Genomic DNA, 13003 nt, shown 5'->3' with positions numbered 1-13003 from the left:
TTATTGATAGCCGTGCTGGGGCAGATAACGGAATGGTTGGCTCTCTAACTTGGCCTGCCGGCAGGCCGGACGCAGAGCCTCGGCCCGATAGAGGGTCCAGACTTCCCCATGGCGCAGACCCAGGGCCTGACCCCGGGCGGCGTCGAAGCAGGGGTCCAGCATGCGGGCCGGTGCTAGCAGCCAACGCCGGGGGGCGGCCTGTATCCAGGCGGCGCTCTGCTCTATCTGCACCTGATCCTGCTCCTGGTAGCGCCAATGCTGGATGGGGCGATCGGCAAACAGCAGGAACTGCTCACGGAACTTGACGATCAGCAGTTCATCCTCAGCGGGCACCTTCTGACTCACTTCCGCCATGATGCCTTGGGGGGTGCGGACATCGTTGAGTAGGGGGTAGGCCCAGAGGCCGTAGTGGAGCCAGACCAAGGCCAGAGTAGCCAGGGTGGCGGTGAGGGGGGCGCGGCGCAGGCTCCAATTCAGCAGCAGACCCAGCAGGCCGAGGGAGAGGGCCAGGGGCCAGGGGTTACCCGCCAACTCGGCTGTCTTCTCTGCCAGTTTAGGGCTGAGGAAGAGGGCGATGGCCAGAGCCATAAATAGCAGGCTGATGAGCCAACCCAAACCCTGCAGCAGGCGGCGTGGCCAGGGGCGTTCCAGCAGTTGCGGCAACCAGGGGGCGGCCAGCAGCACGAAGGGGATGGTGCCTGGCGTGATATAGACGCCGCGCTTGCCCGGTGAAAAGGAGAAGAAGGCCAGCAATAGCAGCAACTGCCCTACCAGCAGGAAGACGGTACGGTTTCCCTGTTTGATGGCGCCCTTGCTCAACCAGACAAGCCAGGGTATGAGCAGTGACAGGGGTAGCCAGAAGGGGGGGATCACGTCGGTCAGGTAGAACCAGACGGGTTTGACGTGATGCCAGGCGTTGGCATAGCGGGTCACAGTCTGACGGAACAGTATGTTGTTGCGGTAGGCCTCCAGGGTGGCGTCATGGCTCGCCGCCACCGCCAGCACCATGGGCAGCAGCCAGAGGGCGATGGCCAACAGCATGGCCAGGGGGCCGGCCAGGGCCTTCAACCAGGCGGCGCGGCTGGCTTGACGTATCTCGGCTCTATGGGTCCAGAGGGCGGGGATCAGCACCAGGGCGGCTATGATGCCCACCCCCTTGGTGATGATGCCCAGGCCCGCGGCGAACCAGCCCAGGTAGTACCAACGCCAGCCGCCCCCGCACAGCAGGAAGCGCAAGAAGCCGTAGAGCCCCAGCGTGATGAAGCCGGTGACCAGGGCATCGATCTGGGCCGTCTTGGCTTGCAGGGTGAACTGAACGGTAAAGAGCAGCAACAGGCCGGCGCGAAAGGCCGTCTTTCTATCCCACAGGCGACGGGCTATGTCATAGACCAGCCCCAGCGTGCCGAGCCCGGCCAGCAGGCTGGGCAGCAGGAAGGCGATGCGCAGTGAGCCGGTCAGTTGGTAGAAGAGCGCGATGGCCCACATGAATAGGGGCGGTTTATCCGGGTAAACCTCGCCGCCGCGGAAGGGAAACAGCCATTGGCCGGATTCCACCATCTGCTTGGCGATCAGGGCAAAACGGGGCTCATCGGCGGGCCAGGGGTCGCGCAGGCCGATACCGGCACCCAGCACCACCAGGGCTAACAGCAAGAGTAACCACCCGCTCTGGCGCTCATCGGCAGGGCCATGCAGCGTCTTGTGATCCGAAAACATAATCCTTCCTTCAACTAGGCGGAAATAGAACAGGCGCTCGATTAGGCGCCTGGGTCAATCAGTGGGAGGCTTTCTCTCTGTGCCAGCCTCTGTGTTGGACATCCAGATAGAGGCTATAGAGGGCGGTGAAGGCGGGAAAGAGATTCTGCAACACGCCCACAGAGTCCTGCTTGGCCGAAAAGAGGAAGTAACTCAGGGTCATCAGGCTGCCCAGCACACTCATGTACCAGAAGAGGCGGGGGATGACGGGCTTGCCCGCCCGTTTGGAGGCGATAAATTGCACCAGCCAGCGACCGCCGAACATCAGGGCCCCCGTGTAGCCGATCAGCTTCCAACCCGTGATATGGACGCCGGTCCAGAGCAGCCAGGTAATGGGTAGATCCAGCCAACTCATGGTAACTGCTCCTTAATCACCACTACCTTGGCGCGGCGCTTGAGCCACCAGACACCCAGCACATCGACCAGTCCGACCCAGAGGCGATTCCAGACGCCGTAGTTGGATTTCCCCGCCATTCGGGGTCTGTGGTTCACCGGGTGTACCATCATGATGCCGCCCTGGGACTGCAGCAGGGTTGGAATATAGCGGTGCATATGATTGAAGGCGGGCAGGCGCAGATAACGCTCGCGCAGTACGGCCTTCAGGCCGCAGCCGGTATCGGGAATGCCGTCGTTGAGCATCATGTCGCGGAAGCCGTTGGCTACCTTGGAGGAGAGACGTTTGACCCAGTCATCCCGGCGGTTGACTCTGTGCCCGATCACGCCCCATACCTGGGGATCCTTGGCGTGGGCAGCCTGTACCGCCTCCAGCATGCCGGGGATATCGGCCGGATCGTTCTGACCATCGGCATCCAGCACCACCAGCCATTCACCACTGGCTTGCCAGGCGCCGCTTATGATGGCCAGGCTCTGCCCCACGCTCTGTTGGTGGCGCAGTACCTTCAATTCATTGACGCCCTCGGCGCGCAGCGCCTGCAGGGTGGCATAGGTGGCATCGTTACTACCGTCATCCACATAGATGAGCTCGAAGGGGAACTTGTCCGCCATGGCGGTGCGGATCTCGGCCACCAGAGGGCGGATATTATCTGCCTCGTTTTTGGCTGGAATGACGATGGAGACTACTGGATTAGGCCGCGTGTCGTGCATGGGGGATCCTGTGCTGGCTGCAGAATGTCGCGAATAAGGCCAGCATTGTGCCTTACCTACGTATTATCTGTAAATTCGGTGTAGGTAATCGCTGCGTAGTGGCCGGTGCCTTGTGGGGCAGAGCGCGGGCAATAAAGGTGAGTTGCGAGGGTTACACCTTATGGACGGGGACTGCCAGTACTTCGGCCTGTGCTACGGCATAGCCCTGCAACAGGTCGATACCCAGGGTCGTCAGTTCGGTCAGTTGGTGTTCATTCTCAACCCGATAGGCTAACAGGGGAATGTTGTGCATACGCGCCTCCTCTAGCCAGATAGGCCAGAGATCCCGCGCTTCCTTCTGCACATCCAGGCGGATCACATCGAAGGGGATGAACTGGGCGTAGGGTTGGCTGAGATCTTCTACCTCCAGCGCGAAGCGGATGCCGCCGCCATGGAGGCCAATCATGGAGCTACGCAGGTGAGGCATGTCCTGGATTTCGTTTAGCTCCAGCAGGTCGATCAGCAGAAAGTCGGGTTTGAGCTTGCGTGCCAACTCCAGCAGGGCGCGCTGCAACTCTGTGGTGCGCAGGGATTCGGCAAACAGGTTGAGGTTCCAGCAGCCGCTCTCTTTTTTCCAGTGCAGCAGGTGGTCGGCCAGGCGGCAGACATCCAGATCCAGATCTTGCTTCAGCCCCAGGTGGCGCACAATCTTCAGCAGGGCTTGGGGACCCTCGAAGTGTTTGAAGCGCAGCAGGATTTCATGACCATACAGGGCGCCGTCGCGGGTCAGGATAGGCTGAGCCACGAAGCGTAGGTCGGTCTGGCTGATGATAGTCGGGAGTCCCTGCAACATAAACTTTGGTCTGCATCGGCTGGGTGCTTATTTGAGTGTAAACCATGGGAATCAATTTGTGGCGTGATGGGGATCGAAGCTTGATTTGGGATCGCCTGGCGGCTTGCTATAATGGTGCCCCTCATGCTCCTGGATATGAACCATGACCCCTGAATATGAACAGCGCTTTGGCGGCATAGCCCGCCTCTATGGCCAGGCCGCTCTGCAGCAGTTTGCCGGGGCTCACGTCTGCGTGGTGGGCATAGGGGGCGTCGGCTCCTGGGCTGCCGAGGCGCTGGCGCGCTCGGGTGTCGGCGCCATTACCCTCATCGATCTGGATGATATCTGCATCACCAATACCAATCGCCAGATCCATGCCCTGCAACAGACGGTGGGGGAGCTCAAGGTGGAGGTGATGGCCGAGCGTATTCGTGCCATCAACCCGGAGTGTCGAGTGAGTGTGGTGGATGACTTCGTCACCGCTGACAACATGGCCGAACATATCCATGAGCAGTTTGACTATGTGATCGACGCCATTGATAGCCTGAAGGCCAAGGTGTCGCTCATCGCCTTCTGCAAATACCGCAAGATCCCCATCATAGTGGCGGGTGGCGCCGGCGGGCAGATGGACCCGACCCAGATCCAGATCGCCGATTTGAGTAAAACCATAATGGATCCGCTGGCCGCCAAGGTGCGCGGTGAGCTGCGCCGTCTGCACAACTTCAGCAAAAACCCCCAGCGCAAGTTTGGGGTGGAGTGTGTCTTCTCCACCGAACAGTTGCGCTATCCGGATGGTGCCGGTGGTGTTTGCCATGCCAAGGCCCAGAGTGATGGCAACATGAAGATGGATTGCGCCTCCGGTTTTGGTGCCACAACCGTGGTGACCGCCACCTTCGGCTTTACCGCCGTCTCACGCGTGTTGAAGAAAATTGCGGAAAGGGGGGCTCGCGCTCTGCACCAAGCCGAGGCGGTAATCGGGTAATCCCCGCGGCTACTCCGGGGTCTGTTGGCCGTAAAAAGGAAAAGGGCCAGCAGTGGCTGGCCCTTTTTGGCGAGAGGTGAGGCTCAGACCTTCAGCTTGGTGTGGTATTCGCTCTTAGTCTGCTTCATGGCTGCGGTGGCGGCCTTGGCCTCATCCAGCTTACCCGCATCCAGCAAGGCCTGGGCATCATCAATCTGCTTGATGAGCTTGGTCATGCCTTCGGTATAGGCCTTACGCTCCGGGCCATCGGCAGCTTGATCCTTGAAATCTGGCGGCACTTCGCCCTGTGCCTTGACCGCATACTCACGCATTTGGGTCAGCGCCTGCTTCAGGGCAGCGGCATCATCGGCCTGGTTGGCCGCTTTATAGCTCTTGGCGATGCCCTTCATTCCAGCCTCGACGCCACTATCCGCCATGGCTGGAGTCAGAACCGTGCTGGCCAACAGCAGGGAGCAACAGAGGGTAGCAACTTTCTTCAGCATTCTTTTTCTCTCCGTAGTGAGGTAATGGCCAGCTTGCCGCTGGCTACTCTCTTGTATAGCACATGCCATGTTAGCGCAGGAGAATTAACCCAAGCTTAACTCACCTTCTGTTTCACTCGCCTAGGGCGACTCATAGAATCCCTGCGGCGTGTAACTCGGGCACATAGCGTTTATCTATGCTGAAGATATGCCCGACCAGCCAGTTTTTCAGGAAGAAGACCACCTCCATCTCGATATCCGCCTCCTTGGCACGGAAACGCTGCAGTAGCTTATCCAGATCGGCCAGCAACTTCTGATGCACCAGCTTATGGGCGCTCAGATCCTGATAACCGGCCTGCTGCATCAGCTTCTCCTCATCGCTCAGATGTTGCTTGGCCAATTGGACCAGCGAGTCTAGCCGTTGTTGGATGAGCGAGCCGGCGGCTTCGTCGTGAATGGCCTGATACAGACTGTTCATGCTCTGAAACAGGCCATAGTGCTGTTCATCCACCTGGCGGACACCCACCTTGAAGGCATCGCTCCAGCGCACCACTTCACTGCTGCTGTAATCGTCACCGCCCTGTTCATCTTGGCTGACGCTAAATTGGTTAGTGAGCATGCCCACCTCCTGAGCGCCGAAGTTGACCTCGCGGGCAAAGCGGAAACTGGCATTGGCATCGTCACAGGCGGCGCGGGCAATATCGGCCACATCCACCACATTGCGCGAGGTCTCCTGGGCGACCAGCGACTGTTGTTCGGCGGCGGTAGCAATCTGCATGTTCATGTCGGTGATGCGGCTTACCGCCTGCACTATCTCGTTGAGCCGCGTGCCGGCCGCCTCGGCCTGCTCCACGGCCAGATCGCTGATCTGCGCCGTGTGGTGCATGATATCCACCGCATCTGTGGTGCTTTGCTGTAACTGTTGGATGCGCTGCTGTATCTCCACCGTGGCTTGCTGGGTGCGGCTGGCCAGATGGCGCACCTCATCGGCCACCACGGCGAAGCCGCGTCCCGCCTCCCCGGCGCGAGCGGCTTCAATGGCGGCGTTCAGCGCCAGCAGGTTGGTCTGATCCGAGATGGTTCGGATCACATTCAAGATGTCGCCGATCTGGGCACTCTGCTGATCCAGCTGATTGATGCTGGTTACCGCCTGTTCGATCTCGGTGGCGACCTTCTGGATCAGGTTAACGGCTTCGCCCACCTGACGTTGACCATCGGCAGCCTGCTCCTGGGCCATCTCAGTGTCCTGCTTGGCCTGCTCTGTGGTGTTGGCGATCTCCTGCACAGTGGAGGACATCTCCTGCGTGGCGGCGGCCAGGGCATCCGTGTTGCTCTGGACCTGATTCATGCCTTGCAGGGTCGCCTTGGAGCGAACCATCAGATTGGCCATCTGTTGGCTGGAGCGATGAGAGACCTGTTGCACTGTGCCCAGAATATGGTCGAGATCGCTGAGGAAGCGGTTAAAGGTGCTGGCCACCTGGGTAAATTCATCGCGTCCCACCTCGGGTAGACGGAAGCCGAGATTTTTCTCGCCTGTGGTGAGATCACGTAACTGCAGTAACAACTGGTTGAGCGGGCGGTTGACCTTGAGGTGGATGAGGAAGAGGGCACTCAACACCAGCAATAACAGCAGCAGAGCGCTGCCCCACTCCACCCTTTCTATGGTCTCCTGGCTCTGTTCGGCCAGCCGCTGCGAGGCCTCCATGCGCTCACTCTGTTGCGTCAGGGCGAGCTTGACCTGTTCATTGATGGCGCTAGAGAGTGCATCAAAGCCGGTCTGCGGACTCTTCATCAACCGATCACCCGCGGTCTTGTCGCCGCTGCTGTAGGCGGCCACCATCTTTTCACCCACGGTGACTTGCTGGGCCATCAGCGTGGTCAAGGAGCCTAACTCCAGTTTGCTTAGGGTTTGTAGCAAGGGCGCCGTGGCCAACTGGTGCGCTTTGGCCTCGGCAATGGCGCCACTGTCACCTGTGAGGGAGGCATCGGTCAGAAACTGCTGGAGCTGGACCGTGTGGTAGCGCAACTCCTGCAGTGTGATGGCATCATCATGCAGCTGGATCTCTGTGCTCACGGCGCGCTCCAGCTGTGCCAGAGCATAGAAACGATAACCACTGATGATGGCGACGGTCGCCAGGATCACCAAGGAGGCACAGAGGATAAAACGGCGAGTCGAGAGCTGAGACAACCAAGAGAACATGGGACCATCCTTATCATGAAGATGACAGGTGACGAACCTGTAGTGATAAGCCATGTTATGCGGTTAATTTTACCGCCGGAAGTATGAGTCGTAAAAAAAGCGTTATTGTTCAATTGCTTTTTTTCAATTCGTGCGGCAGCCCACAGCTGGTTGCTGATGCCCTATCCCTGTGAGTCTCACCTTTTTTCCTGCCCATTCACAGAGAGGATAGAATCCCCCGTTTAACTGGCACGATTCGTGGTAACAGTGAGGTTCACTCTCTTTTTGATGCCATGGATAGCGTCAGATGAGCCGCAATCTGTTGCCTGCCAGCTATCGTTCCATGGCGGGCGCTAACCTCTATAGCGATAAGCCCGGTGTCTTGCCCACCAAGGGATATCGTCTGGGCTCCAACAGCCTGGCGCTGGATGCCGGAGAGAGTAGCGTGGAGAGTGGTGCGACCGATCTGTATGGCAACCCGCGTCTGGTGGGGGCGAGCATAGATATAGGCGCTGCCGAACGACAGTAACCGCAGCAGGAAACGTGGTGTGTTGAAGGGGCCATTGGCCCCTTTTGGCTTTTTGACGATCAGCGCCAGCCGTAGGCGGCGAGGAAGACGCGCACGGCGCGCTCGACCACCCGCTCCAGGGCTGCCGCCTCCGGCACCTGGGCGATCCCCAGGGCACAGGGCTCCACCAGTTCGGCTTCCAGCAGCGCCTTCAGATGCATGGCGCAGACCCAGAGTTCCTCAAACTTGAGCTTCTTGCGTTCGGCCAGCTTCTGCAGATAGCTGGCCACCATCAACCATCCCTTCTTCGGCCCCTCCTCGTAATATTGACGCGAGATGGGGGAGCGGGCGGCTTCGTGCAGGGCCACGGTGCGTAGCGCCATCACCTCGGGGGTGAGCACAAAACTTAAATAGTGGACCCCCAGCTTCTGCAGCTCGGCGCTGACCTCGGCCTCCGGGTCCAGCGACATGAATGCCTCGGCAATCTTCTGTTTGCCAAAATCCTCCATCACGGCGGCGAACAGCTCCTCCTTGGAGGCGAAGTAGTTGTAGAGGGTGGCCTTGGAGCCTCCGAGCCGGCTGGCGATCTCCGACATGGAGGTGGTCTCGAACCCCTGTCGGGTGAAGGCTTCCCGGGCTATCTCTATGATGTTCTGGCGCCGCTCTTCGCTTTTAACTCGCATGATGGCTCGCTGATAAATGAACTGACCCGTCCAGTTTTCCTTGACGAATGGCGCTTGTCAAATTATAACCGTACTGTTCAGTACAGTTATAGGAATTCTCCACGCCATGCGAACCCCCTCTTTGCTGCTGCCGGTCCTCAGACCTCTGGCGGCGGGCCTGCTCTCCAGCGGTGCCCTGCTGCTCGCAGCCTGCTCCATTCAAGCCGATCTGCCGACCGATAAGGCGCTGGTGGCCAGTGACCTGGCCAGTCGGCAGAGTCTGACGGCACAACGACATGACAGCTGGCCGGTGGCGCGCTGGTGGCAGCGTTACGGGGATCGCCAACTCGACACGCTGATGACGCAGGCGCTGGCTGGCTCACCCTCCCTGGCCATGGCCCAGGCGCGGCTGGCCCAGGCTCGGGGCATGGCCAGGCAGGCCGGGGCGCTGCAGGGGCCGGAAATAGGCGCCAATGCCTCGGTCTCCGAGCAGAAGCTGAGTTACCACAACGGCAATGATTTTGTGCCGCGCGATTGGAACACCTATGGCTCGGCGACCCTCAACTTCAGCTACGAGCTCGATTTCTGGGGCAAGAACCGGGCGCTGGTGGAAGCGGCCAGCTCCGAATTGGCCGCCGCCGAGGCAGAAAATGCCGATGCGCGGCGCCTGCTGACCAGTTCAGTGGCGCAGGCCTATGCCGAGCTGGCGCATCTCTACGCCAATCGGGATACCGCCCAGACGGCGCTGCAGATCCGCCAGCAGACGGTGACGCTGTTCCGTCAGCGTTATCGCAACGGGTTGGAGACGCTGGGCTCGGTGCGGCAGGTGGAGTCGTTACAGGCTACCGCCGCCGCCGAATTGCTGGCGGTGGATGAAGCCATCGTCCTGCAGGGCCATGCCTTGGCCGCATTGCTGGGCCAGGGGCCGGATCGTGCCCTGGAGATCCACCGTCCCACCCTGCCACTCGATGCCCGTTTCGGGCTGCCCGAGGGGGCCAGTGCCGACTTGCTGGGCCACAGGCCGGATGTGACGGCGGCACGCTGGCGCGCCGAGGCGGCGGCGCGTCAGGTGGGGGTCGCCCAGACCCGCTTCTACCCGGATATCAGCCTGAGCGGTTTCATCGGCACCCAGGCCATGGGGCTGGAGAACCTGGGCAACTCGGGTTCGGAGGCGGGAGGCATCACCCCGGCACTCTATCTGCCGCTCTTCACCTCGGGTCGGCTCGATGGGCAGCTGGAGAGCGCCCGTGCCAGCTATCAGCTGGCAGTCAACGGCTATAACGCCACCGTGGTGCAGGCTTTCATGCAGGTGGCCAATGCGGTCACCAGTGCCAAGGCGCTGGATGGTCGCTTGACGAAGAGTCAGGAGGCGGTGACGGCGGCGGATGATGCTTACCAGATCGCCAACCGACGCTATCGCGGCGGTCTGGCCACCTATCTGGATGTACTCAGTGCCGAATCGGCGCTGCTGGCCAGCCGGCAGACGCTGGTGAACATGCAGTCGCGTGCCCTGTCGCTGGATATCGAGCTGGTTCATGCCCTGGGGGGCGGCGCCGGTGTGGCAAAAGCAACTAATGACGTTCGTTCTTGAGTGAGGATAAGAGGAAATGACACAGATCCATGCCGTTGTGCAACCGCTGGACGATCAGAATGAGCTGGAGCTGGCCCGCCGCCTGCGTGCCAAGCGCCGCAAGGGTTTTGTCGGCCTGGGGCTGGCCATCGCCCTGGCGACCGCTGGTTATGGCAGCTGGTGGTATCTGGTAGGCGCTCGCTATGTGAGCACAGATAACGCCTACACCGCCGCCGAAGTGGCCGAGGTGACGCCCGCTGTCGGTGGCATAGTGCAGCAGGTGAAGGTGGTGGACACCCAGCAGGTGAAGCAGGGCGATCTGCTGGTACAGATCGATGATACCGATGCGCGCATCGCCGTGGCCCAGGCCGAGGCGGATCTGGCGCTGGCCAAGCGACGGGTGCGCAGCTACTTTGCCAATGATGAGGGGCTGGCGGCCCAGGTCAAGGCGCGTGAGGCGGACGAGCGACGGGCGAGCGCCCAGTTGCAGGCGGCCCAGGCCGATCTGGCCCGGGCGCGGGTGGATCTGCAGCGGCGCGAAGCTCTGCAGGCTTCCGGTTCGGTGTCGGGTGAGGAGCTGACCAATGCCCGCAATGCGCTGGCACTGGCCGAGGCCAACCTCAACGGCGCCAAGGCTGGTACCGCCCAGAGCGTGGCCAATCGCCTCTCGACCATTGGTTCCAAGAAGGCCAATGCGGCATTGACCATGGATGCCACGGTGGAGACCAACCCCGAGGTATTGCTGGCCCAGGCGCGCCTCAAGCAGGCGCAGGTGGATCTGGCCCGCACCCTGATCCGCGCTCCCATTGATGGGGTGGTGGCCAAGCGTCAGGTGCAGGCCGGACAAAGAGTGCAGATCGGTGCGCCGCTGATGAGCGTGGTGCCGCTGCAGCAGGTGCATGTGGATGCCAACTTCAAAGAGGTGGAGCTGGGCAAGGTCAGAGTGGGTCAGCCGGTGGAGGTGGTGGCCGATCTCTACGGGAGTGATGTGGTCTATCACGGCAAGGTCAGCGGTTTCTCCGGCGGTACCGGCTCGGCCTTCTCCCTGATCCCGGCCCAGAATGCCACCGGCAACTGGATCAAGGTGGTACAGCGTCTGCCGGTGCGTATCGAACTGGATCAGCGTGAGCTGGCCGAGCGTCCGCTGCAGGTCGGGCTCTCCATGGTGGCGACCATAGACATCTCGGCGCCCGCCACGGGTCCGGCCCTGGCTCGCCAGAGCCGGCCGCAAGCGGACTCACAGGGTTAAGAGGGCATACTCATGCAACACGCAGCCGTCGAACCGGCGCCGCTTAGCGGGGGCAAGCTGGCGCTGGGAGCCCTGATGCTGGCGATGGCCAACTTCCTGGCCATCCTCGATACCACCATCGCCAACGTTTCGGTGTCGAACATCGCCGGTAGCCTTGGCACATCCACCAGTCAGGGCACCTATGTCATCACCTCCTATGCGGTGGCTGAGGCCATCTCGGTGCCGCTGACGGGCTGGCTCTCTTCGCGTTTCGGCGCGGTGCGGGTCTTTGTCACCTGTTTTATCCTGTTCGGGCTCTTCTCCATTCTCTGCGGCATGGCGAGCAGCATGAGCATGCTGGTGCTGTTCCGGGTCTTCCTCGGTTTCTCCGGGGGGCCATTGATGCCCCTCTCCCAGACTCTGATGATCCGCATCTTTCCCAAGGAGAAGAGCCACGCCGCCATCGGCCTCTGGAGCATGACCACCCTGGTGGCCCCCATCATGGGGCCCATACTCGGCGGCATTCTCTGCGATCAGTACAGTTGGCCCTACATCTTCTACATCAAGGCACCCTTTGCCCTGTTTGCCGGTTTTATGTGCTGGCAACTGCTGCGCAAGTTCGAGGCGCCGACCCTCAAGCTGCCCATCGACAAGATAGGTCTGCTGTTGCTGGTGGTCTGGGTGGCGGCACTGCAGATCATGCTCGATGAGGGGAAGGATCATGACTGGTTTGCCTCCACCCGCATTGTGGTGCTGGGGATAGTGGCGCTGATCGGCTTTGTCGCCTTCCTCATCTGGGAGCTGACCGAGCGTAACCCTGTGGTGGACCTGCGCATCTTCCGCCACCGTGGTTACAGCTGCAGCATGGTGACCCTGGCACTGGGCTTCGCCGCCTTCTTCGCCATTACCGTGCTGACGCCGCTCTGGCTGCAGATCTATATGGGCTACACCGCCACCATAGCCGGTTATGCCACCGCCATGATGGGGGTGTTGGCCATCTTCCTGGCGCCGCTGATTGCCAACCTGGCCTCCCGCATGGATCCGCGACCTCTGGTCTTTATCGGCGTGCTCTGGCTTGGCCTCTGGACCCTCTATCGCAGCCACGCCAACATGGAGATGACCTTCGGCCAGATCAGCCTGCCCATGCTGTTTCAGGGGATGGGGATGCCGCTGTTTTTCGTGCCGCTCACCGGGTTGGCGCTCGGCAGCGTGCTGACCCGGGAGATGGACTCGGCCGCCGGGCTGATGAACTTTATCCGTACCCTCTCCGGTGCCGTGGCTACCTCCATGGTGAGCACCAGTTGGGAAAACCAGAGCCGCTATGTGCGCGCCGAGCTGGCCGGACTCACCGATGCCCACGGGGTGGCGAGCCGCGCCATGACCGGCGCCGGGGTGCAGCTGGGACAGGTGCGCGGCACCCTGGAGTGGTTGCTGCAGGGGCAGAGCGTGATGGTGGCCACCAACAAGATCTTCATGGCCGTGGCTGCCCTCTTCACCATCGCCGCCTTCGTCATCTGGCTGGCGCCCAAGCCCACCAGACAGGTGGATATTTCCGCCGTTCACTGAGCCCCTGCCGGGCTTTTTGCCAGCCTCCGGAGGCTGGCTTTTTTTTTGGTTTATTTACGGAACAGCCACTATGGGATGCTCGGGAGGAGAGTTACGGGACATCCACAGGAGATTTACGGGACATCCACCGAGTAGGGTTAATACCGAGGTGGCTGTCCCCTTGGGGCGCTTTGGCGCCGA

Annotated in this window: 12 protein-coding genes; 5 read left to right on the top strand and 7 right to left on the bottom strand. The window is 61.0% G+C overall.

Annotated elements, in window-relative coordinates:
* From ACZYTD_RS07425 to ACZYTD_RS07410, 4 genes are all read right to left on the bottom strand, one after another.
* On the bottom strand, nt 1–1713 hold the full coding sequence (locus tag ACZYTD_RS07425; RefSeq protein WP_463890797.1) for an ArnT family glycosyltransferase: 1713 nt from the start codon (nt 1711–1713) through the stop codon (nt 1–3).
* Between the two features lie 58 nt (nt 1714–1771).
* Nucleotides 1772–2107 (bottom strand): lipid-A-disaccharide synthase N-terminal domain-containing protein, encoded by a 336-nt coding sequence (locus tag ACZYTD_RS07420; RefSeq protein WP_463890795.1) that lies wholly within the window; start codon nt 2105–2107, stop codon nt 1772–1774.
* Nucleotides 2104–2856 carry a glycosyltransferase family 2 protein gene (locus tag ACZYTD_RS07415; protein ID WP_463890793.1) on the bottom strand — a complete coding sequence of 251 codons (753 nt, stop codon included), beginning with the start codon at nt 2854–2856 and terminating at the stop codon, nt 2104–2106. The genes ACZYTD_RS07420 and ACZYTD_RS07415 overlap by 4 nt, the downstream gene beginning before the upstream one ends.
* Before the next feature lie 151 nt (nt 2857–3007).
* Nucleotides 3008–3688, bottom strand: a complete 681-nt coding sequence (locus tag ACZYTD_RS07410; RefSeq protein WP_463890790.1) for an EAL domain-containing protein — start codon at nt 3686–3688, stop codon at nt 3008–3010.
* 142 nt (nt 3689–3830) lie between these two features.
* On the opposite strand from ACZYTD_RS07410, the gene tcdA reads away from it, so the two are divergent.
* Nucleotides 3831–4649 carry a tRNA cyclic N6-threonylcarbamoyladenosine(37) synthase TcdA gene (gene tcdA, locus ACZYTD_RS07405; RefSeq protein WP_463890788.1) on the top strand — a complete coding sequence of 273 codons (819 nt, stop codon included), beginning with the start codon at nt 3831–3833 and terminating at the stop codon, nt 4647–4649.
* Nucleotides 4650–4732: 83 nt separating this feature from the next.
* Here the strand turns inward: tcdA and ACZYTD_RS07400 are convergent, their stop codons facing one another.
* Nucleotides 4733–5131, bottom strand: coding sequence for a cytochrome b562 (locus tag ACZYTD_RS07400; RefSeq protein ID WP_463890785.1), 399 nt, complete (start codon nt 5129–5131; stop codon nt 4733–4735).
* Nucleotides 5132–5261: 130 nt separating this feature from the next.
* Nucleotides 5262–7310 (bottom strand): bacteriohemerythrin, encoded by a 2049-nt coding sequence (locus ACZYTD_RS07395; RefSeq protein ID WP_463890783.1) that lies wholly within the window; start codon nt 7308–7310, stop codon nt 5262–5264.
* Between the two features lie 286 nt (nt 7311–7596).
* On the opposite strand from ACZYTD_RS07395, the gene ACZYTD_RS07390 reads away from it, so the two are divergent.
* Complete coding sequence (locus ACZYTD_RS07390; RefSeq protein WP_463890781.1) at nt 7597–7818, top strand: choice-of-anchor Q domain-containing protein; 222 nt, start codon at nt 7597–7599, stop codon at nt 7816–7818.
* 59 nt (nt 7819–7877) lie between these two features.
* Here ACZYTD_RS07390 and ACZYTD_RS07385 read toward each other — a convergent pair whose 3' ends face one another.
* Nucleotides 7878–8480 carry a TetR/AcrR family transcriptional regulator gene (locus tag ACZYTD_RS07385; protein ID WP_463890778.1) on the bottom strand — a complete coding sequence of 201 codons (603 nt, stop codon included), beginning with the start codon at nt 8478–8480 and terminating at the stop codon, nt 7878–7880.
* 106 nt (nt 8481–8586) lie between these two features.
* Here ACZYTD_RS07385 and ACZYTD_RS07380 point away from each other — a divergent pair, with 106 nt between their 5' ends.
* Genes ACZYTD_RS07380 through ACZYTD_RS07370 form a run of 3 tightly spaced genes read left to right on the top strand, consistent with a single transcriptional unit; the run spans nt 8587 to nt 12823 of the window.
* A complete protein-coding gene (locus tag ACZYTD_RS07380; RefSeq protein WP_463890776.1) occupies nt 8587–10050 on the top strand; it encodes an efflux transporter outer membrane subunit in 1464 nt (487 codons plus the stop codon).
* 16 nt (nt 10051–10066) lie between these two features.
* Complete coding sequence (locus ACZYTD_RS07375) at nt 10067–11278, top strand: EmrA/EmrK family multidrug efflux transporter periplasmic adaptor subunit (RefSeq protein WP_463890774.1); 1212 nt, start codon at nt 10067–10069, stop codon at nt 11276–11278.
* A gap of 12 nt (nt 11279–11290) precedes the next feature.
* Nucleotides 11291–12823 carry a DHA2 family efflux MFS transporter permease subunit gene (locus ACZYTD_RS07370; protein WP_463890771.1) on the top strand — a complete coding sequence of 511 codons (1533 nt, stop codon included), beginning with the start codon at nt 11291–11293 and terminating at the stop codon, nt 12821–12823.
* Nucleotides 12824–13003 lie beyond the last annotated feature (180 nt).

Source organism: Pseudaeromonas sp. HNCC25DJ180 (assembly GCF_055413345.1).
This window is presented reverse-complemented; position numbering and strand designations above follow the sequence as displayed.

What these genes read in the sequence shown, in the direction of transcription:
- ACZYTD_RS07370 (WP_463890771.1), top strand. Translation starts at nt 11,291, where the DNA reads ATGCAACACGCAGCCGTCGAACCGGCGCCGCTTAGCGGGGGCAAGCTG.
- ACZYTD_RS07425 (WP_463890797.1), bottom strand. Translation starts at nt 1,713, where the DNA reads ATGTTTTCGGATCACAAGACGCTGCATGGCCCTGCCGATGAGCGCCAG.
- ACZYTD_RS07400 (WP_463890785.1), bottom strand. Translation starts at nt 5,131, where the DNA reads ATGCTGAAGAAAGTTGCTACCCTCTGTTGCTCCCTGCTGTTGGCCAGC.
- ACZYTD_RS07415 (WP_463890793.1), bottom strand. Translation starts at nt 2,856, where the DNA reads ATGCACGACACGCGGCCTAATCCAGTAGTCTCCATCGTCATTCCAGCC.
- ACZYTD_RS07385 (WP_463890778.1), bottom strand. Translation starts at nt 8,480, where the DNA reads ATGCGAGTTAAAAGCGAAGAGCGGCGCCAGAACATCATAGAGATAGCC.
- ACZYTD_RS07395 (WP_463890783.1), bottom strand. Translation starts at nt 7,310, where the DNA reads ATGTTCTCTTGGTTGTCTCAGCTCTCGACTCGCCGTTTTATCCTCTGT.
- ACZYTD_RS07375 (WP_463890774.1), top strand. Translation starts at nt 10,067, where the DNA reads ATGACACAGATCCATGCCGTTGTGCAACCGCTGGACGATCAGAATGAG.
- ACZYTD_RS07390 (WP_463890781.1), top strand. Translation starts at nt 7,597, where the DNA reads ATGAGCCGCAATCTGTTGCCTGCCAGCTATCGTTCCATGGCGGGCGCT.
- ACZYTD_RS07410 (WP_463890790.1), bottom strand. Translation starts at nt 3,688, where the DNA reads ATGTTGCAGGGACTCCCGACTATCATCAGCCAGACCGACCTACGCTTC.
- ACZYTD_RS07420 (WP_463890795.1), bottom strand. Translation starts at nt 2,107, where the DNA reads ATGAGTTGGCTGGATCTACCCATTACCTGGCTGCTCTGGACCGGCGTC.
- ACZYTD_RS07380 (WP_463890776.1), top strand. Translation starts at nt 8,587, where the DNA reads ATGCGAACCCCCTCTTTGCTGCTGCCGGTCCTCAGACCTCTGGCGGCG.
- tcdA (WP_463890788.1), top strand. Translation starts at nt 3,831, where the DNA reads ATGACCCCTGAATATGAACAGCGCTTTGGCGGCATAGCCCGCCTCTAT.